Source organism: Streptomyces sp. NBC_01013, assembly GCF_045162765.1.
Taxonomy (GTDB): Bacteria; Actinomycetota; Actinomycetes; order Streptomycetales; family Streptomycetaceae; genus Streptomyces.
On record NZ_CP108687.1, the window covers coordinates 2,309,666 to 2,327,894 of the forward strand.

General features: G+C 71.5%; 10 protein-coding genes. 1 reads left to right on the forward strand and 9 read right to left on the reverse strand.

All coding sequences use genetic code 11. The features are described from left to right. Window positions 1–5: 5 nt before the first annotated feature. The 4 genes from OG538_RS09850 to OG538_RS09865 form a co-directional block, all read right to left on the reverse strand. Window positions 6–2,327: a tetratricopeptide repeat protein gene (locus OG538_RS09850; protein ID WP_406092131.1), complete on the reverse strand. Its 2,322-nt coding sequence runs from the start codon at window positions 2,325–2,327 to the stop codon at window positions 6–8. Next, entirely contained in the window at window positions 2,324–3,712 is a 1,389-nt protein-coding gene (locus OG538_RS09855) for a trypsin-like peptidase domain-containing protein (RefSeq protein WP_406092132.1), read from the reverse strand. The genes OG538_RS09850 and OG538_RS09855 overlap by 4 nt, the downstream gene beginning before the upstream one ends. Before the next feature lie 79 nt (window positions 3,713–3,791). Further along, window positions 3,792–6,119 (reverse strand): polysaccharide lyase 8 family protein, encoded by a 2,328-nt coding sequence (locus tag OG538_RS09860; protein ID WP_406100044.1) that lies wholly within the window; start codon window positions 6,117–6,119, stop codon window positions 3,792–3,794. Window positions 6,120–6,261: 142 nt separating this feature from the next. Next, a complete protein-coding gene (locus OG538_RS09865) occupies window positions 6,262–10,134 on the reverse strand; it encodes an endo-alpha-N-acetylgalactosaminidase family protein (RefSeq protein WP_406092134.1) in 3,873 nt (1,290 codons plus the stop codon). Window positions 10,135–10,481: 347 nt separating this feature from the next. On the opposite strand from OG538_RS09865, the gene OG538_RS09870 reads away from it, so the two are divergent. Beyond that, on the forward strand, window positions 10,482–11,711 hold the full coding sequence (locus OG538_RS09870; protein WP_406092136.1) for a glycoside hydrolase family 64 protein: 1,230 nt from the start codon (window positions 10,482–10,484) through the stop codon (window positions 11,709–11,711). Between the two features lie 143 nt (window positions 11,712–11,854). Here the strand turns inward: OG538_RS09870 and OG538_RS09875 are convergent, their stop codons facing one another. Genes OG538_RS09875 through OG538_RS09895 form a run of 5 tightly spaced genes read right to left on the reverse strand, consistent with a single transcriptional unit; the run spans window position 11,855 to window position 18,213 of the window. Next, window positions 11,855–12,790 carry an ROK family protein gene (locus tag OG538_RS09875; protein ID WP_406092138.1) on the reverse strand — a complete coding sequence of 312 codons (936 nt, stop codon included), beginning with the start codon at window positions 12,788–12,790 and terminating at the stop codon, window positions 11,855–11,857. Beyond that, window positions 12,787–14,496, reverse strand: a complete 1,710-nt coding sequence (locus tag OG538_RS09880) for a dipeptide ABC transporter ATP-binding protein (RefSeq protein ID WP_406092140.1) — start codon at window positions 14,494–14,496, stop codon at window positions 12,787–12,789. Before OG538_RS09880 ends, OG538_RS09875 begins: the two co-directional genes overlap by 4 nt. Beyond that, the gene (locus OG538_RS09885) at window positions 14,493–15,389 is read right to left on the reverse strand and encodes an ABC transporter permease (protein WP_406092142.1); all 897 of its coding nucleotides are present in this window, start codon (window positions 15,387–15,389) and stop codon (window positions 14,493–14,495) included. Before OG538_RS09885 ends, OG538_RS09880 begins: the two co-directional genes overlap by 4 nt. Next, window positions 15,386–16,345, reverse strand: coding sequence for an ABC transporter permease (locus OG538_RS09890; protein WP_406092144.1), 960 nt, complete (start codon window positions 16,343–16,345; stop codon window positions 15,386–15,388). The genes OG538_RS09885 and OG538_RS09890 overlap by 4 nt, the downstream gene beginning before the upstream one ends. Window positions 16,346–16,395: 50 nt before the next feature. After that, the gene (locus OG538_RS09895) at window positions 16,396–18,213 is read right to left on the reverse strand and encodes a peptide ABC transporter substrate-binding protein (RefSeq protein WP_406092146.1); all 1,818 of its coding nucleotides are present in this window, start codon (window positions 18,211–18,213) and stop codon (window positions 16,396–16,398) included. Between the last annotated feature and the right edge of the window lie 16 nt (window positions 18,214–18,229).

The window sequence follows — 18,229 nt, forward strand, 5'->3', positions numbered from 1 at the left end:
CGGCGTCACGGCGTCGGGCGAGGATCGTCGAAGAACCGGGACTGCGGGCGGACCGCGTGGGAGAGGTCGATCAGCCGCTCGTACTCGGCCGGTCGTTGCCGCTGCCGGGCCAGCCAGCGGTAGCACTGCTCCAGTTCGAGACGCACCGCTCGCTCACCGGGCACGGGAGGCGACGGCAGGCCGGTCTGCTGCCACCCTCCACGCGGAGGCGGCCCGCCGCGCGTAGCCCGCACGGCGTCGAGCTTCCACTCGTACAGCTCGGTCCGCAGCAGCCAGGCCGCCTCGTCGCCCGCGACCACCGGGGCCGGTGCGCCCGGCTCCGGCACGAGGGCGCTGAGGCAGGCGTCGATCTCCGCCTCCCCCGGCAACGGCCGCTCCCCCGTCGCGAGCCTGGCCGCCCTGATGCGCAGGGCCGCGATCCGGGCGACGGTGTGGTCCCGCGACTCGTCGGGCACCAGGTCCAGGACCTCCGTGGCCGCGGCCCGGTCGCCGCGCGCCAGGGCGAGTCTGGCCAGCCCCAGGGCCGCGCCGACGTGCGAGGGGTTCCGGGCGTGCACGGCCCGGAAGAGTTCGTACGCCGAGGGGCCCGCCGCGGCCGGCCGGCCGTCGCCGAGCTGTTCCGCGCAGTACGCCAGCGCCAGCTTGGCCGCGTACTCACCCGGCAGTGCCCGGTGCACGGCGGAGAAGTGCTCCAGGGCCGCTTCCAGCATGGGTTGCCGGTCCTCCAGCACATCGGCGCTGCGCAGCGCGACGAGACCCCAGTGCCAGCTGAGTCTCCACTGCCGGATGGGCCCCGGACCCGGGATCGCGGCGGCTGCCTGGACCTGCTCCCGGGCCGCGGAGAGTGCCTCGTCGCCGTCCTGGCCCAGCAGCAGCCGGGCGTTGTGCAGGCAGATCTCCACCGAGCGCTCCCCGTGCGCCGGCTGGGTCAGCGGCTGCGCCGGGTCGTAGCTGCTGACCCCGAACCGGGCGGCCTGCGGGTCCCGCGGGTAGGGCCGGGGCACCGGCAGCCTGCGGGCGATCTCGGTGGGGGTGGGCAGCCCGGAGTCGAGCACGGGCGCCAGGGGCGTGTCCCGGCGGCCGTACAGCGGGCGGCGCAACCAGTGCGCGTAGTCCGGCACCGAGCCCAGACGCGCGCCCAGCAGTTCGGTGGACGGGGTGAAGTAGGCGGAGGGTTCGGGCTGGTCGCGCTTGCCGCGCAGGGCCCGGATCTCGCGCAGCGCCCCGCGCAGCTGGCCCGCCATGTCCTGTGCGGAACCGAACCGGCGCTCCGGGTCGTGCGCCGTGGCCCGCTCCACGACCAGCCGGAACGAGCTGATGCCGAGCCCCGGTACGTCGTCGCCGACGGCCCAGCCGGCCAGCTCGGCCAGGGTGACCCCGACCGTGTGCACGTCGTGGGCGACGGTGAGCGGGCCCGTGCCGTCCATCTCGGGTGCGGCGAACCACGGGGTGATGACGGGCGGCGGATCGGTGGCCCCCGCCTTGCGGACCCCGCCGAGGTCGATGACCTTGATGCCGTCGAGGTGGTGGATGACGTTGGACGGCTTCATGTCGCCGTACAGGAAGCCCATGCCGTGCAGATGGGCGAGGGCCTCCAGGATCTGGCAGCCGTAGGTGATGACGTGCTCGATGTCGAGGACGAAGGCGCCCTGACGGGTCGACTCGACAACGGCCGACAGGGTCCGGTCGCCGACGTCCTCCATCACGATGTAGCCGCCGGACACGGTGCCGTCCGCGTTGCGGGTGCTGACGAAGTCGCGGATCTGGACGATGCGTTCGTGCCGGATGGCCACCAGGCTGCGGCGCTCCTCACCCGCCTGGGCGGCGCCGCGCTCCGCGTACCGGTTGAGGAGGCCCTTGACCGCGACGAAGTCCTCCAGGTGGGTGTCCTCCGCCAGGTAGACCCAGCCCTGGCCGCCGTGGGCGATGGGACCACGGATGCGGTACTGGTCCTGGAGCGGCGGCCCGTCCTTCGTCAGCTCGGGACGGTAGGAGTACGGGGCGCCGCACTGAGGGCAGTACCCCTCGTCCGGCGGCGGGGCCGCCGTGTGCGGCGGGACGAACGGGGTGCGGCACGCCTCGGCCGAGCACGTCATCACGATGCGCACCGGCTGCTCGGCGGCGGCAAGGCGCTCGGCCGGGCTGCCCGGGTCCAGCAGCGGCAGTTCGAGCAGTCCGGCGGGGCCGTGCCGCTCGGGGGCGGTGGGCAGTGGCGGCAGTCCGGGCGCGCTCTCCTCGCGGCCACAGGTGTCGCAGTAGCCCGTGGGCTGGACGGCCCCGTCGCAGGGGGCGCCGGTGAACCGGCGGTGGGGGCACGGAATCCTCATGGGCGCCCTGCCGGGTCCGGGCCGCCGCGCTGCCCGGGCAGACCGGCCGGCCCGGTGCCCTGCCGTTCCAGGTCGGTGCGTAACTCACGTAACAACTGTCTCAGCGCGGTGAGTTGCTGCTGCGGATCCGTCAGCGCCCGCAGAGTTCGCAGCTGGCGGTGGCGGGTGGCCGCGTCGATGGCCGGCCGCGGCACCAGCGAGGCCGATTCCACCATGTACCGCAGCCCCGCCCACTCCTGCTCCAGGTGCTCGACCCGGCGCACCAGCACTCCGGCCAGCTCGTCGAGCGCGGGCACCAGCAGATGCCGCGCCACCTCGGTGAGCCCCGCGCCTTCACTGTTGCGGAAGATGACCAACAGCCGGAAGCCGAGGGTCCGTACACGGGTCAGCAACGGCACCAGCCCGGCCGGGTCCGCGTCCTCGTCGAGGCCGATCACGGCCAGCACCGGCCCCGAGCGGGCCGGCCGGCCGGAACCCGGACGGTCCGGGGCGGTGCCGCCCTCCAGGAGCCAGTCACGGTAGGCGTTCAACTGGTGCCGCGGCGGATGCAGCCGGGCGACCAGGGTCTCCACGAGCTCCTCGGGCCGGGTGCGGCCGCCCTGGTAGACGAGATGGGCCCGGTGCAGCTGGTGCTGAAGCGTGCGGTCGCGGCCGCCACCGTGCCGGACCACCCCGAATCGAACCGCGGGCTGGTCACCGCCCGCGAACCAGTCACGCAGCCGCTGGGACAGCCCGCTGTCCCAGCCGTCGGGTCCGCTCAGTTCGGCGACCAGCGGCACGAGTTCGGCGATGCGGTCGACCGGGATCATGTACGAGAACGCCAGGTCGTTCTCGGTGGGCAGCTCCAGCTCCAGATCGCCCCGCCAGCTCACCACGAGGCCGACGACCCGCTCGACGCCGTGCCCGTCGCCCCGCGTCTGCACGGCGGCGCCGCTGAAGCCGGGGCGCACCACCTCGGCGGTGGTCCCGGCGTCGAGCTGCACCCACGCGCCGTGCAGACCGCTGATCCGGCCGGTCAGCCACATGCCGCCGTCGAAGGCATGGGAATAGCCGCCGATCCACACCTCCCGGCCGCGCTCCATCTCCCGCCCCAGCGGAGCCGGCGCCGCCTGCGGGCGGGGGCTGTCCAGGGCGAGCACGGCGATGTCCTCACGGGCGGGCCCGTCCAGACCGGGCAGCCAGCCGCCCGGCGCGACCCGGGCGGTGACCGGCGGAATTCCCGGGTTCTCGGCGAACTCCACCCACATCCGGGCGTCCGGCTCGCCGACCACATGCGCGCAGGTCAGCATCCGGTCCCGGGTGAGCAGCACCCCGGCCCCGCGCACGGGGCCGTCCGCCCCTCCGTGGCGTAACCGCAGCCTCCAGTCCGCTCTCAACTCCCCCATGGCAGTTGAGCGTACGCGCGTAGCGGCCCTCCTTCCCAGACCTCCGGCAGACACATTCCGCCGGACATGTCCCGCAGGCTTACCGGAGGTCACACCTGAGCGTCGCCCCCGCCGTCCCCGGGTCCACGCCCAGCACGAGCCGCCGGCCGGTGGCACGGACCTCGATGCCCGGGTCCGCCGAGAGGACCTCGCGCACCGGCCGGTCCCAGACCACTTCGAACGGTGCGCCGGTCCGGTCGGGTCCGCTGACCCGGACGGCCGTCGTCTTCCGGCCCTCCCGTACGAGCACACTGGCCGGCCCGGTCGAGGACAGCCTGCCCGCCGCGCCCGGCTGCCAGAAGTTGGCGGCGGTCAGCCCGAGCGAGCGCACGGCGACGGCCTGGGCGACGGCGCTGTTGGCGAGCACCGTCAGCCAGTGCCCGTCGGCCGCGCGGGCGGCGACGGTGCGCCGGGAGGCGCCGGGCATCAGGAGGTAGAGGTACGTGGCGTCGGCCGGGTCGGTTCCGTGGTCCAGCCAGAGGGTCTGCCAGTGGCGGGTCTGCTGCTCGGTGGAGCTGGTGGTGTTGATGTCGGACCAGGCGCCGGTCCTGGCCTCGCGCAGGGTGCGCAGGGCGGCGCCCCCGGGCAGCACCCAGCCGCCGTGTCCCTCCAGATGGGCCCAGCGGGGGCGTTCGCGGTCGTCGAGAGTGAGGGCCTGCCGCCCCTCGGGGCCCAGGTTGCGGTTGTCGACGACCGTTTCCACGGGTACCCCGTCGGTGGCGGTGATGCCCGAGCCGAGGCAGATGACGGCATCGGCCACGCAGAACCAGGACTTGCGGGCCTCCAGAGTGGAGCCGAGGCCCTTCACATGCTGTCCGACCGCGGCGAACTCACCGTCGTGCGCCCCGCCGACCCACCGCACGGCAGGGCGTGGTGCACCCCATTCGCCGCCGGCCCGGTCGGCGAGCCGCTTGGTGGAGACGGTGGTGCCGGGCAGCCGGTACCAGTCGACGGTGGGCCAGAACCAGTCCGTGTACTGGTCACCGCCGCCCGGGCCCTGCCACCAGTAGAGCATTCCGGCCCCGGTGTGCCAGCCGCGCGGATTCTCGCCGTTGCCGCACTCGTACGCGCTGATGCGCTCCGACGCCATGGAGAGGTTCGCGACCCAGCCGGGGCGGCGGTGCACGGCTCGGTCCATCGCGGCGAACAGGGTGTGGCCGACGGGTTCGGGCGCTGCGGGGACGGGGGCGGTCGCCGCCGCGTGCAGCCGGGACAGGTCGGCGACCCCGAACTGCGGGGCGGCGAGGATCGGGCTGACGGTGTCCCGTTCGATCCAGCCCTTGACCATGCCGTTCCACCGGTCGCGTTCGGCGGCGGAGGCGCCGCCCGCGAGCAGCGCGACGGCGGCGATCAGCCCCTGGCCGTGGAAGTGGTCGCTGCGCATGATCCGGCGCTCGTCGCTCTTGAGGAGGCCCCGGCTGATGGCACGGCCGTTGACGCTGTCCATCATCAGGCCGTCGTGGATGAGCGGGGCGTAGGCGTGCTCGACGCTGTCGAGGATGATCTGCCGCTTGGGGTCGGTGACCGCCCAGGTGGATCCGGCCAGGAGGGCGAAGAGCCGGCCGAGGCCGTCGAGCATGACCTGCCCGTACGTACCCGAGTAGGCGACCCAGGAGTGCTGGATGAACGATCCGTCGGCGTAGAGGCCGTCGCCCCCGGTCACGTACGGGAAGACGGGCGAGAGGGCGTCGCGCGCGAGTGCGGTCCTGGCCGCGTCCCGGCCGAGGATGCCGCGCAGGGCGACGGACCGGCACAGATCGACTCGGTTGGCACCGGTCGAGGTGCCGCTGTAGTCCGTGAGCATGGTGTCGGGGATGAAGTGGTCCACGGCGGCACAGGCGGCAGCGACGCGCTCCTCGCCGAGGTGGGGGCGCAGGACGGCGACGATGTCCATGAGCAGGCGCGGGCTGCCGATCTGCCACTCCCACCAGTTCCCGTACCGGGGCGTGGCGGGGCTGTAGACCGTCGCCGAGAGGTGGTCCAGGCCGCGGACGACGTCGGCGAGGAGGCCCGCGTCGCCGGTGTGGCCGGTGCCCTGTTGGGCGTAGGCCTGGGTCATCGTCCAGAGCCTGTTGTAGCTCCAGGTGATGCCGGACGGCGGGTCGAAGGTGTGCCCGGCCCAGAGCGAGTCGGCGGCCGGGGTCATCGTCGCGCGGAATTCCGCGGCGAGCTCACCGGTCTCGGCCAGCTTGGCGGCGTACGGCTCGGCGGTGGGGTCGTAGCCGGTTCCCAGCGAGAGGTCGATCCAGCGCAGCCGAAGCGTCTCGAACTCGTCCTGCGTCGCCGCGCGGGCCGCCGGGGCGAACGTCAGGCCCAGTGCGGTGGCGCTGCCGGTGGCGAGAAAGGCGCGGCGGGACCAGGCGGGCAGGAGTGACACGGGAGTACCTCCGGTGGGCAAGTGGCATAGAGGGGACTGCGATTGGGGGGCGGCGTTGGTTTAGCACGCGTCCAGGAGTGCGGGAAGGGGGCGGGGCCGGCAGCGGCCCCGCCCCCTTGCTTCGGGGAGCCGTTCAGCTTCCGCAGTGGAAGCCGGCGCTGCCCCAGTCGGCGTGGTCGTTGCCGTTGCCGTCGCCGCCGTCACCGGCGATCAGCTCGACGTACTTCGCGCCGGTGACGTCCGCCGTCAGCGACCAGGCGGTGTCGGCGGCCCTGAGGACCGGCGACTTCGCCTTCTCCGTTCCGTCGGCCTTCACGGAGAACTGCACGCTGCCCGCGCTCTTCTGCACGTCGTCCACCCCCACCTCGGCGGTGAAGGAGGTGCACTTCCCGCCCAGGTAGTAGCGGATGCTCGCCGGAGCATGGCTGCCGAGGCCCTTGGCGTACACCGTGCCGCCGATGGTCAGCGCGGTGCCGTCGCCGGTGCCGGTCTCGCCGTTGGAGAGGTCGCGCTCGATCGGCCCCCAGCCGTTCGAGGTGGCGGTCCAGTCCAGGTCACTGGCCCAGCTGTCCGTGGTGGGCGGCGGGGGCAGGGTCCGCACGGACGTCTGCGCGCCGAGCGTCCGGCGCGCACCGCCGACCGTGTACGACGCCTCGGAACTCAGGGCGTACGTCTGGTACTTGGCGTCCACCGGCGGGGTGACCTGCCAGCTCGCTGTGACCTTCGCACCGGCCGCGACCGAGTCGAAGGTGACGGCTCCCGCGGGCTCGGCCTTCCAGCCCTCGGGGAGGGTGAGGTCCACCGCGACGCCGGTCGCCGCGGTGGCCTCGTAGTTGGTGAAGCTCGCCTTGACGGTGTTGGCCGTGCCCGGCTCCAGGGTCTCGGCGGCCGGGTCCAGGGTGAGCGTGCCGCAGGCGGCCTGCTCACCGGCGGGGGCCGCACCCAGGTCGGTCACGGTGAAGCCGTCGAGGACGAAGTCGGCGCCGTCGGGGGCGTCGCCACGCTTGCGCAGCCCGGTCCAGGTGTCGCCGCAGCCCGCCGTGACGGTCTCGGCGAAGTGCCCTGTGGTGTGCTGGCCGCCGATCGCGGTGGCCCGGGTCTCGACCGAGTCGGGTACGCCGTCCGCGGTGATCCGGTCGTATCCGTCGACCCATTCGTAGGCCCCGGCGTGGCTGGACTGGTAGTCGTACTCGACCCTGTAGCGGTGGCCGCCGGTCATCGGGACGGTCCAGGGGGCGGTCCGGTAGACGAGTCCGGTGTTCTCCTCGTGGGCCTTGAGGGATTCCTTGCCGCCGAGCACGTCGTCGATGAGCTTCCCGTTCCAGCCGGCCTGGGTGTAGGGGGCGTGCAGCTGGGAGATGCTGGTGCGGGGGTCCGTGGAACCGCCCGCGTCACCCTTGAGGAAGGGGCCCCAGCCCTGGTCGACGTCCTCGAAGTCCTCGTGGACGACCGTGTTCCTCTGCGGGGCGGGGGCGCCGGCCACGACGCGGACGTCGTCGGCGCGGACGGTCGCCGCGCTGCCGGCGGCGGCCTCGATGCGCAAGGTGGTGCGCCCGTTCGCCGGCGCGGTGAAGTTCACCTTCGCGCGCTGGAAGTACGTGCCGTGCCAGTCGGACGCGGCGACGTGGTCCTGCGCGGTGGAGCGGTCCACGGCGACGGCCTTCCCGCCGGCCGACAGCGTGGTGTGCCGGGTCTTCCCGGGCTGGACCTCGATGAGGGCGGACGCGGTGTAGCGTGCGCCGGGCTTCAGTCCGGCGATGCGCTGCGACAGCGCGGCAGCGGAGGTGCCGGACAGCTTCGCGCTGTTACGGCCCTGGTCGTCGGTGTCGCGGGCGGCGGTGCCGGTCTTCGACCAGGCGGCCAGCCTGCTGTCGTTGAAGCCGGGGTCGCCGACGAGGGTGCCCTCGCCCCACTGGGGATCGGCGGCCTTCGGCGCCTTGGCCGGGTAGAGGACGTACGGCTGCCCGGCCTCCGCCTTCAGTGTGATCTTCCCGTCGACGGGACGGACGCTCCCGGTCTTCACCCGGCCGTTGTCGGTGAGCCGGTAGACCGTGTAAGTGCCGGTGGAGGGCACCGCCCAGGTGCTCGTACCGCCGGACTCGCTGTAGTGGTACAGCTTCTTGCCGCCGTCCCACGGGAGCAGGTAGTCGGTGCCGCTGAGCACCTTGCGGCCGTGGTCGTAGAAGGTCCGCTTCCCGTCCTCGACCGTTCCGCTCACCCCGCCGGTGAACGTGATGTCATGGCCGTTCCAGCGGGTGATCTTCTGCTGCTGGAGGTACTTGGCGGGCAGGTTGCGCTGCCAGATGTTGTCGTAGAAGGCGTTCCAGTCGGTCTCGCCCGTCCAGCCCTCGAACTCGTCGATGGCACTCTGGCCGAGCACCGGGTCGTTGTTCCAGACGTCCTTCTCGTCGTTGCGGATGAAGCGGATGATCTGCGAGTTGAGGCCCTTGTTGGTCGCGCCGCCGTAGTCGAGGTCGTTGGCCCAGTGGGACCAGAGCGAGCCCCGCTCGAACTTGTCGGCCCATTCGCTGGAGACGTTCCAGCCCTGCGTCTGGAGGGACTGGAGGGTCTTGTCGGCGATCCAGCCGTGCGTGTAGTAGACATCGATGTACAGCATGCTGAGGTTGCGGTCGGTCTCGTCCCGCAGCTGCTGGAAGCGCTTGGCCAGGTCACCGCTGTTGATGTCGCGGCGCTGGTCGATGTAGTAGCTCTGGTTGAGCCAGTTCCAGCCGGGCTTCGACTTGTCGACGAGGTTCTCGTCGAAGGCCTTCGCCTCGGGGTAGGCCTCGGTGGCGTTGACGTGGACGCCGAAGGTGGCGCCCCACTTCCTGCCGTCCTTCAGGAGCTCGTTGAGGTCCTTCAGCCCGCCGGCGCGCTTGTTGTAGTTGCCGCCGTAGTCGGGGTGGGCGGAGTCGTGGCCCTCGGAGGCGTACCCCTTGAGCAGCGCGAGCTGACCGAGGCCGTCCGTGGACAGGGAGATCCGCTTGACGTCGTCGAGCGTGCGCAGGAAGGGGTGGGTGGCCTGGCTGGCGAAGTTGAACGGGATGTGGGTGATGACCCGGTCCGCGGTGTCCTTGCCGCCCGGCGCGACCACGCCGATGGAGCGGAAGGCGACGGCCCCGTCCTGCCAGTCGACGGTCCTGTCGCCGTTGGCGTCGGGCGTGACGACGACCTTCGCCCAGGGCAGGTTCTCCCCGCTCTCCGGCTCCGGTGCGCCGGCGCCGCGGTAGGTCCACTGGCCGGACCGGACACCGACCCGGGTGGTGCCGTCGTCGGCCTTGCGGGCCTGGTGCCAGAAGCGGGCGTCGTCGCCACCGGTGGCGCCGGAGGGCTTGTCGTACGAGGAGTTGGACTCGACGGCGGCGGCGAGCGATCCCGTACTGACGATCGCGTACGTGGCACCGAGCGGTGCGGCGTCGGCCTTGGTCTCCCCGGTGACCTTCGCGAAGACGTCGGCGGTCTTCGTCGAGTCGGGGTCGAGCTTGGTGAAGGCGGTGGCGGCCCCGGTGTCGGTGCTCGCGACGGAGACGAGGTCGTGGCCGGGGATGTCGATCGTGCCGACCCGGAACGCCTCGGTGTCGCGGACGGCGGTCACCTTGAAGGTGGTGGCGCGCCCGGAGACGGAGAGCGAGGCGTCGATCTCGACGCCGGGCAGACCTGCCATGACGAGCGTGTAGCGGGCGGCGGACGCGGTGATCTCCGGGGCGCCCTTGAGCTGCACCGGGTAGGCGGTGCCGTTGAGGGTGACGGAGGTGACCGGCCGGGTGCTGCCGGACAGCTGAGCCCCGGTGGCGCGGTCGGTGTACGTGAGGACGCGCGGGAAGTCGTCGGCGACGGCGACGGCGAGCTGCGCCGATCCGATGACGGGGGCGTCCGCGGGAACGGCGGATTCGGCCGCGAGGGTGGCGGGGGCGGCGGCTGAGGCGGGGAGGGCGGTCCCCACCAGAGCCAGGACGGCTGCTGAGGCGGCGGCTGCGGCGCCCACCGAAGTAAATCTTGGCGACATGTGCTCTGCGTAGTCGCCGTGTCGTGACACCGTCAACGACGGACGGCCCCGAGGGCCTCTCCAGTCCAACAACCCTGCCGCGTAAGTCCAAGTGCGGGTGCGCGAGTCATCACGGCCGCCATGTTCAGTTCCTGATCACCGGCTTTGACCTTGATCGTTGACCGGCCGCCAAATGACGTTCACCTGCGTCGAGTTGTGAAGACTTCTTTCTTTTGAGAGCGCTCTCAGTCACAAGTCTTGACGACTGTTCCGGCCGTGGCGAGAGTGGTGCGCACCGCGGACGCCTCCGTTCCATCTCCCCGCCCGACCACCCCGTCCGCGACCCCCCACACACCCGGAGTCGCCTCATGATTTCGCGCAGGATGTTCCTCACCGGCGGCGTCGCCGCCTCCGCGACCGCACTCACCTATCCCCTCTGGGGAAGCGCCCTGAGTCCGAACGCTTCGGCGTCCGCCGCGACCTGCGAACTGGCCCTGGAGAACCGCTCCCTGCCCGGCCGGGTCAACGCCTATGTCACCGGCCACGAGCAGGGCACGGACCGATGGATACTGCTGCGGCGCGACGGCAGCGTCTACCGCCCCGACTCCCCCGGCGCGCCGCAGACCCCCCTCCCGGTCGACTGCGCCATCCCGCTCAACGCGGCGGGTGGCAGCCCCGTCGTCCTGACCCTTCCCCAGATGTACGGCGCCCGGGTCTACTTCGTCCGCGACGACACCCTGGACTTCTACCTCAACCCGGGCCCGGCCCTGGTCGAACCGGCCTTCGCCACGTCCACGGACGCGAACTACGGGCGCACCTGGTCGTTCTGCGAGTTCACCTTCAACCCGCAGCAGCTGTACGCGAACATCAGCTACGTCGACCTCGTGACGGCACTGCCCATCGGCCTGAAGCTGGAGGGCGACACCACCCACACGGTGGCCCCGCTCCCCGACGGCGCCGTGCAGAGGATCGCCGACGGTCTCACCGCCCAGGCCGCCGCCGACGGGCAGCCGTGGGACAAGCTGGTCACGCGCGGCTCGGACGGCAGCGTGCTGCGGGTCATCTCGCCGCAGAACCTGATGGCCCCGTTCTTCGACCGGCCGGACCAGATGCCGTTCCGCGACCTGTTCACCGCACAGATCGACCAGGTCTGGGAGAAGTACCGCTCGACCGACCTGCGGATCGACCTCCAGGGCGGACGCGGCGTCTTCACCGGGCGGGTCAGCGGCGACACCCTGACCTTCAACGGCGGGCACACCTTCACCAAGCCCGTCTCCAAGGACATCTTCACCTGCAACCACGGGCCGTTCACCAACAACCCGGCGGACTCCGACGACAAGAAGGCCCTGCTGGCACGTCTCGCGGCCGGTTTCAACCGCTCGATCATGCTCAGCCACCCCGACCAGCCCAACGGCACCACGGTGGCCGACTACTACCAGGGCGCGGTGACCAACCACTGGTCGCGGATCGTCCACGCCAACAGCCCGATCGGCTACGCCTTCCCCTACGACGACGTACGCCCCGACGGGCAGCCCGACGTCTCGGGGGCCGCGAACGACGGCAACCCCCGCCGCTTCACGGTGACCGTGGGGTCCTGACCCCGTTCGGGACATGGGTGTTCCCCCGTCCGCCGGTGGATTCCAGGACGGGGGCACACCCGTGCCGGGGCCCGAACGGCCCCGGCACGGGTCTCCCGGAACGGGAGCGGGGGTCCGGCGCCGCTCCCGTGCGCGGGGCAGAGTCAGACCGGGGAGCCCACCGCGAGTTCCCGTCGCGCCCGTGCCGCGGCGCCGACCGGTACGGCGTCGGCGCCCAGGCCGGCCCTGACCAGCCGGACGGGGTGGCCGCTCACCGGAGGCTCGGCGGCCAGCGACGCGAGGATGATCGGGCTCAGCAGCGGCCAGGCGCGGCTGACCCCGCCGCCCACGACCACCGTCGTGATGTCGACGACGCCCGCCGTCATCACGATCGCCCGCGCGATGCCCGCGCCGGCTGCCCGGTAGACCGCGAGGGCGTCCTCGTCACCGCGTTCCGCCGCCGCCGCGGCCTCGCGGGCGGTCAGCCGCCGGCCGGTGCGCTCCGCGTAGCGGGCACCGATGGAGCGGCCGGAGGCCAGGGTCTCCAGATGCCCCCGTCCGCCGCACGAGCAGAGCAGGTCGCCGAAGCCGGGGATGTGCCCGATCTCGCCGGCCGCGCCGTGCGGGCCGGTGAACAGCGTGCCACCGCTCCACAGCGCGCCACCGACCCCGGTGCCGAGGGTGATCCCGAGTACGTCCGGCTCATCCCGGACTGCGCCGCCCGACGTCTCCCCGTACAGGAAGGCGTTGACGTCGTTGTCCAGGAAGGCCGGGACACCCAGCGCGTCCTCGACGGCGTCCGTCACCCCGAAACCGGCCCAGCCGGTGAAGGAGTCGCTGGCCACCAGGATGTGGCCGGTGGCGGAGTCCACGACGCCGGCGGCGCCGACCCCGCATCCGGTGAGCCGGCCGGGGGTGCGCTCCAGCAGCGGGGCCAGTGCCTCCAGGGCCGCGCGGATCATCTCCCGGCCGCCGTGGGCCGCCGGGGTCACCGTCTCGGCCCGGTCCAGGACGGTCAGGTCGTCGTCGCACAGGACCACCTGCGTGGTGGTGCCGCCGATGTCCACACCGGCGAAGAGCCTGCGGTCGTACGGGTTCATGCCTGGACCTCCGTCCGGCCGGCCGTGAGGGCGGCCAGGCGCTCGGCCCTGCGGCCGCGCTGGATCACCGGGTCGGGCACCGGTACGGCGGCCAGCAGACCGCGCGTGTAGTCGGTCTCCGGGTGCAGGAGGGTGGCCCCGGTGGGGCCCTGCTCCTGGATCCGGCCGCCCCGCAGCACCACGACCCGCTGGGCGAAGTGCTGGACGACGGCCAGGTCGTGGGAGACGAAGAGACAGGCGAAGCCCAGTTCGTCCTGGAGCTCCGAGATCACTTCGAGCACCGCCTGCTGCACGCTGACGTCCAGCGCACTGGTGGGTTCGTCGGCGACCAGCAGCCGGGGCTCCAGGACCAGTGCCCTGGCCAGGCTGACCCGCTGACGCTGACCGCCGGACAGCTCCCGGGGTGCCCGGTCGGCGAGTTCGCGCGGCAGCCGGACACGGTCGAGGATGGCGGCCACCTTGCTCCGGCGGTCCTTGGCGGAGAGCCCTCGGTGATGGACCCTGAGCGGCTCGGCGACGCACTCGCCGACCGTCATCCGGGCGTCCAGCGACGCGACCGGGTCCTGGAGGACCACGCCGATGCCGGCCCGCAGCGCCCGGCGGGCCCGGGACCCGGCACGCCCCAGGTCGGTGCCGAACAGCGACACCGTGCCGGAACTCGGCGCGATCAGACCGAGCGCGACCCGGGAGGCGGTGGACTTGCCGGAACCCGACTCGCCCACCAGCCCCAGGGTCTGACCGGCGTGCACGGCGAGGGAGACTCCGTCCAGGGCCCGCACGGCGTTCCTGCCGCGGCCGAAGACCACGGAGACGTCGCGCAGTTCGGCCACCGGCTCGGTGTCCGGGTCCACGGCGGAGGCGGCCGGGGCCGCCTGGCCCGCCTCGGCCACCGACAGCCGGGGCACGGCGGCCAGCAGGCGGCGGGTGTAGTCGTGGGACGGGCGCAGGAGCACGTCCTCGACCGGTCCGGTCTCCACGATCTCGCCGCGGTACATCACGGCGACCCGGTCGGCGAAGTCGGCGACGACGCCCATGTTGTGGGTGACCAGCAGGACGCCGGTGCCGGTCTCGGAGGCGAGCCGGCGCAGCAGGTCGAGGATCTCGGCCTGCACCGTGACGTCCAGCGCGGTGGTCGGCTCGTCCGCGATCAGCAGGGCGGGGTTGTTGGCGATGGCCATGGCGATGACCACGCGCTGGCGCTGCCCGCCGGAGAGCTGGAAGGGGTAGGCGGCGGCCCGCTTCTCCGGTTCGGGTATGCCGACCTTGCGCAGGAGTCCGACCGCCTCGGCGGCGGCGTCCTTGGCGGATATCTCGCGGTGGTTGCGGATCACCTCGGAGATCTGCCTGCCGACCCGGGTCAGCGGATCCAGCGCCGTGGCCGGCTCCTGGAACACCATGGAGGCGGTCCGGCCGCGGAGCGACGCGAGGTCGCTCTCACGGGCGCCGACCACCTGGGTGCCCGCGATGACGGCGCTTCCGGTGGCACGGGCGTTGCCGGTCAGCAGGCCCATGGCGGCCAGCGCGATGGTGGACTTGCCGGAGCCCGACTCGCCGACGAGGGCGAGCGTCTCTCCGGGTTCGACGTGCAGGGAGACACCCCGTACGGCGGGCACCTCACCGGTCTCGGTGGTGAAGACGACACCGAGGTCGTCGAGTTCGAGAATCGGCCCGGCCTGCGCTGCGGCGGGGCTCGTGGTGACGGTCATCCGCGTCCCCTCACGTCGAATGCGTCGCGGAGCCCGTCCCCGATCGCGTTGAACGCCCACACCACCAGGATGATGGCCAGGCCGGGCGGAATGATGAGCCACCAGTAGCCGGAGTAGGCCGCGGTGAGACCGGCCGACAGCATGCCGCCCCAGTCGGTGGCGGGCGGCTGCACGCCGAGGCCCAGGTAGGAGACGTAGGCGACGAGCAGGATGGCGTCGGCGATCTGGAAGGTGGCCGCGACGATGATGGTCGAGACCGAGTTCGGCAGGATGTGCCGGACGATGGCCCGGCCGTGCGTCCCGCCGATCGCCCGGAGCGTCAGCACGTAGTCGCGGTTCTTCAGGCTCAGCGTCTCCGCCCTGATCAGCCTCGACGGCACCAGCCAGGAGACGAAGCCCAGGATGACGATCAGTCCGGTCAGGTCCGGAGTGGTGATGGCGGAGACCACGAGCAGGATGAAGAGCGCGGGGATGGCGATCCCCGCGTCCACGACCCGCATCATGACCGCGTCGACCCAGCCGCCCGCGTAGCCCGCGACGGCTCCCCACAGGGTGCCGATGACGGTGGCCAGGACACCCGCGGCGAGGCCGACGATCAGCGACACCTTGCCGCCGTACATGAGCCGGCCCAGTACGTCGTGGCCGACCGCGTCGGTGCCCAGCCAGTGCGAGCCGCTGGGTGAGAGGTTGACCTGCTGGAGCATCGTGTGGGTCTGGTCGGTGGAGTACACCAGCGGGCCGACGAAGCAGAACAGGAAGAAGACGACCACGAAGCCGAGCCCGACCACGGCGAGCCTGTTGCGGCGAAAGCGCCGGACGGCGAGACGGGAGCCGGACGCCGTGGTGGCGACGGCCGTGCCGGGCACCTGGCCCGGCTGGATGACGGCACTCATGCCCGGCCTGCCTTCACTCGGGGGTCGATGACCCGCTGGACGATGTCGGCGAGGAGGGTGCCGGTCACCGTGGCCACCGCGATGACGAGCACGCAGCCCAGGAGCACCGGGTAGTCGGAGGACTGTGCGGCGGTCCAGAAGAGCAGGCCCATACCGGGGTAGTTGAAGAGCTGCTCGACCACCAGCGCACCGCCGAACAGCACCGGCACGTAGTAGCCGAGCATGGCGACCACCGGCGTCAGCGAGTTGCGGAACACATGCCGCCACAGGATGGCCCGGGAGCGGGAACCGCCGGCCCGCGCCGTCCTGACGTAGTCCTCGGAGAGGTTCTCCAGGGTGGCCGCCCGCATGTAGCGGCTGAACACCGCGATCATCGAGGCGGCGCCCGCGACCACAGGCAGCACCAGCGCCTGCGGTTCGGAGAACACCTGGGCGAGCGTGTCACCCTGCGGTGCCTGGGAGGGGAACCACGGCAGCGCCTGGCTGAAGACGAGTACCAGGATCAGCCCGAGGAAGTACACGGGCGTGGAGTAGGCGATGAAGCTCAGCGTGGTGATGACGTAGTCCGCCGGCTTGTTGCGCCGCATGGCCTGCCACATGCCCAGCGGGATCGCCAGCAGCAGGCCGACTACCGCCGACAGGATGGTGAGGAGCAGTGTCTTGGGCAGGCGTTCGGTGATGAGCTGGGACACGGGCTCGTTGAGGGTGTACGAGGTCCCGAGGTCACCGTGCACCAGCTGGTTCAGGTAGTAGAGGTACTGCACGGGCAACGGCTTGTCGAGGCCCTGTTCGTGGTTGAAGGACGCGATCTGCTGTGCGGTGGCCTGCGGGCCGAGGATCCCGCGTGCGGGACCCCCGGGCAGGGCGTGCAGCAGACCGAATACCACGATCGTCACGATGACGATCACCACGACGGCCTGGAGGACCCGCCTGATGAGGTACGAGGAAGTGCTCATGTGTTTTCCGGTCGCTTCGGCTCAGTGATGCGCGTGGTCGGCGACCGGGCTCACTTGTTGGTCCACTTCCACATGGCGGGGTGGAAGTTGGCGAGCGAGTCCTGGGCGAAGCCGCCGAGGCCGCTCTTGACCACGGAGATCTGGTAGTCGGGTTCCGGCAGCCAGACCACCGGGAGGTCCTTGGCCAGCGCGGCGCTGTACTTCTGCATGGCCGCGTCGGAGGAGTCGGTGGTGGTTGCGCTGATCAGCTCGTCCACGGCGGGGTTGGAGTAGCTGCCGAAGTTGGAGCCGCCGCCGGTGGCGAAGAGCGAGTCACCGCTCGGGTAGGCGGGGAAGTACCAGCTGCCCGCGCTGCCGAAGAAGGACAGCTGCCACTTGCAGCCGGAATCACCGGCGGAGCACTGACCGGCCTGCGAGAGAACCGAGTTGACCGGCGCGGTCTTGATGGAGAAGCCGATACCGGACTTGGCGAAGGACGACTGGAGCGCGCTCATCAGGTTGTCGGTCACGGTCGAGCCGGACTGCGACAGCACCTGCATCTGGAACTTCGTGCCCTTGTCCACGCCGGCGCCGCACTGGTCGTCGCCGCTGCCCGGGGCGGTGCAGACCATCGTGCCGCCCTGCTCGGTCCAGCCGTGGCCGGTGAGCAGCTTCTTCGCCTTGGCGGTGGAGAAGGGGTACGGGTTGTTCTTCTGCTCCGCGGAGACGAAGGAGGAGGTCTGGCCCTGCGGGACGGGCCCGTAGGTGGAGACGGCGGTGCCGTTGAAGATCACCTTGGAGAGGGTCGCCTGGTCCACCGACATCTGGATCGCCTGGCGGGCGTAGAGCTGCTTGAAGACGGGGCCCATGGTGGGGTTGTTGAAGTTGTAGGGCATGTAGGTGATCGCCCAGCCGGCCCACGGCTTGAGCGTGTAGCCCTTGGCGGTGAAGGACGACTCCTGGCTGAGGTTCGTGGCGTTGATGTAGCCGTAGTCGACCGTGCCGGCCCGGAGGGCGTTCTCCTCGGCGTCGGTGGTGGTGAACGGGAGCAGGTTCACCGTCTTGATGTTGGCCTTGCCGCCGCCGTCGTACTTGGCGTTGGCCAGCAGCTGCACCTTGCCGGCCGTGGAGAACGACTTGATGGTGTACGGACCGCTGACCGTCTTCCACAGCGGGTCGGTGGCGTAACCGGAGATCTTCTTGGCGGCCGTGTTGAGGTACGCCCAGACCTTCTTGGCGCCCGCGGGGGTGAGGTCGAGGTCCGACACCTTGCCGGCGTCGCTGGTCTTGTCCCAGACGTGCTGCGGCATCGGGCGGATCATGCTCAGCTCGTTGGCGAGCATCCACTGCGTGTTGTAAGCCTTGTCGAACGTGATGGTGAAGTGCGTGTCGTCCACGATCTTCAGCGCGGTCCAGTTGTCCGGCGCCTTGCCCGGGCTGTAGCTGGCCCAGTCCTCCTTGTTCGCCTTGACCAGGTTGAACCAGAACTGCACGTCGCGGGAAGTGATCTTCTCGCCGTCGCTCCAGTGCCGGTCGCCGAGGGTGATCGTGACGCTCTTGCTGTCCTTGGCGAAGTCGGCCCCGGTGGCCAGCGAGTTGTCCTTGTTCCAGCCGACCTTGCCGGTGGAGCCGTCGTACGCGATCAGCGGCTCCCAGAGGGACTGGGATATCGAGGAGTTGTTGGTGTTCAGGTGGGCCGCGGTGCCGACCGGGAGGATCCAGTTCGGCGTGAAGTTGGCCGGCAGCGCGTAGTTGATGCTGTCCGACGAGCCGGAGCCCGACGACGACGCACCTCCGCCGGAACAGCCGGACAGCAGAACGGCCGCAGTGGTGGCGACGCCCGCGGCGAGGGCCCAGCGGCGGCTGTTCGCCGTACGGGTAAGGATCATGACTCTCCTCGGATTG

Coding starts and splice junctions, on each gene's coding strand:
- OG538_RS09850 (WP_406092131.1), bottom strand. CDS start 2,327: ATGAGGATTCCGTGCCCCCACCGCCGGTTCACCGGCGCCCCCTGCGAC.
- OG538_RS09855 (WP_406092132.1), bottom strand. CDS start 3,712: ATGGGGGAGTTGAGAGCGGACTGGAGGCTGCGGTTACGCCACGGAGGG.
- OG538_RS09865 (WP_406092134.1), bottom strand. CDS start 10,134: ATGTCGCCAAGATTTACTTCGGTGGGCGCCGCAGCCGCCGCCTCAGCA.
- OG538_RS09870 (WP_406092136.1), top strand. CDS start 10,482: ATGATTTCGCGCAGGATGTTCCTCACCGGCGGCGTCGCCGCCTCCGCG.
- OG538_RS09875 (WP_406092138.1), bottom strand. CDS start 12,790: ATGAACCCGTACGACCGCAGGCTCTTCGCCGGTGTGGACATCGGCGGC.
- OG538_RS09880 (WP_406092140.1), bottom strand. CDS start 14,496: ATGACCGTCACCACGAGCCCCGCCGCAGCGCAGGCCGGGCCGATTCTC.
- OG538_RS09885 (WP_406092142.1), bottom strand. CDS start 15,389: ATGAGTGCCGTCATCCAGCCGGGCCAGGTGCCCGGCACGGCCGTCGCC.
- OG538_RS09890 (WP_406092144.1), bottom strand. CDS start 16,345: ATGAGCACTTCCTCGTACCTCATCAGGCGGGTCCTCCAGGCCGTCGTG.
- OG538_RS09895 (WP_406092146.1), bottom strand. CDS start 18,213: ATGATCCTTACCCGTACGGCGAACAGCCGCCGCTGGGCCCTCGCCGCG.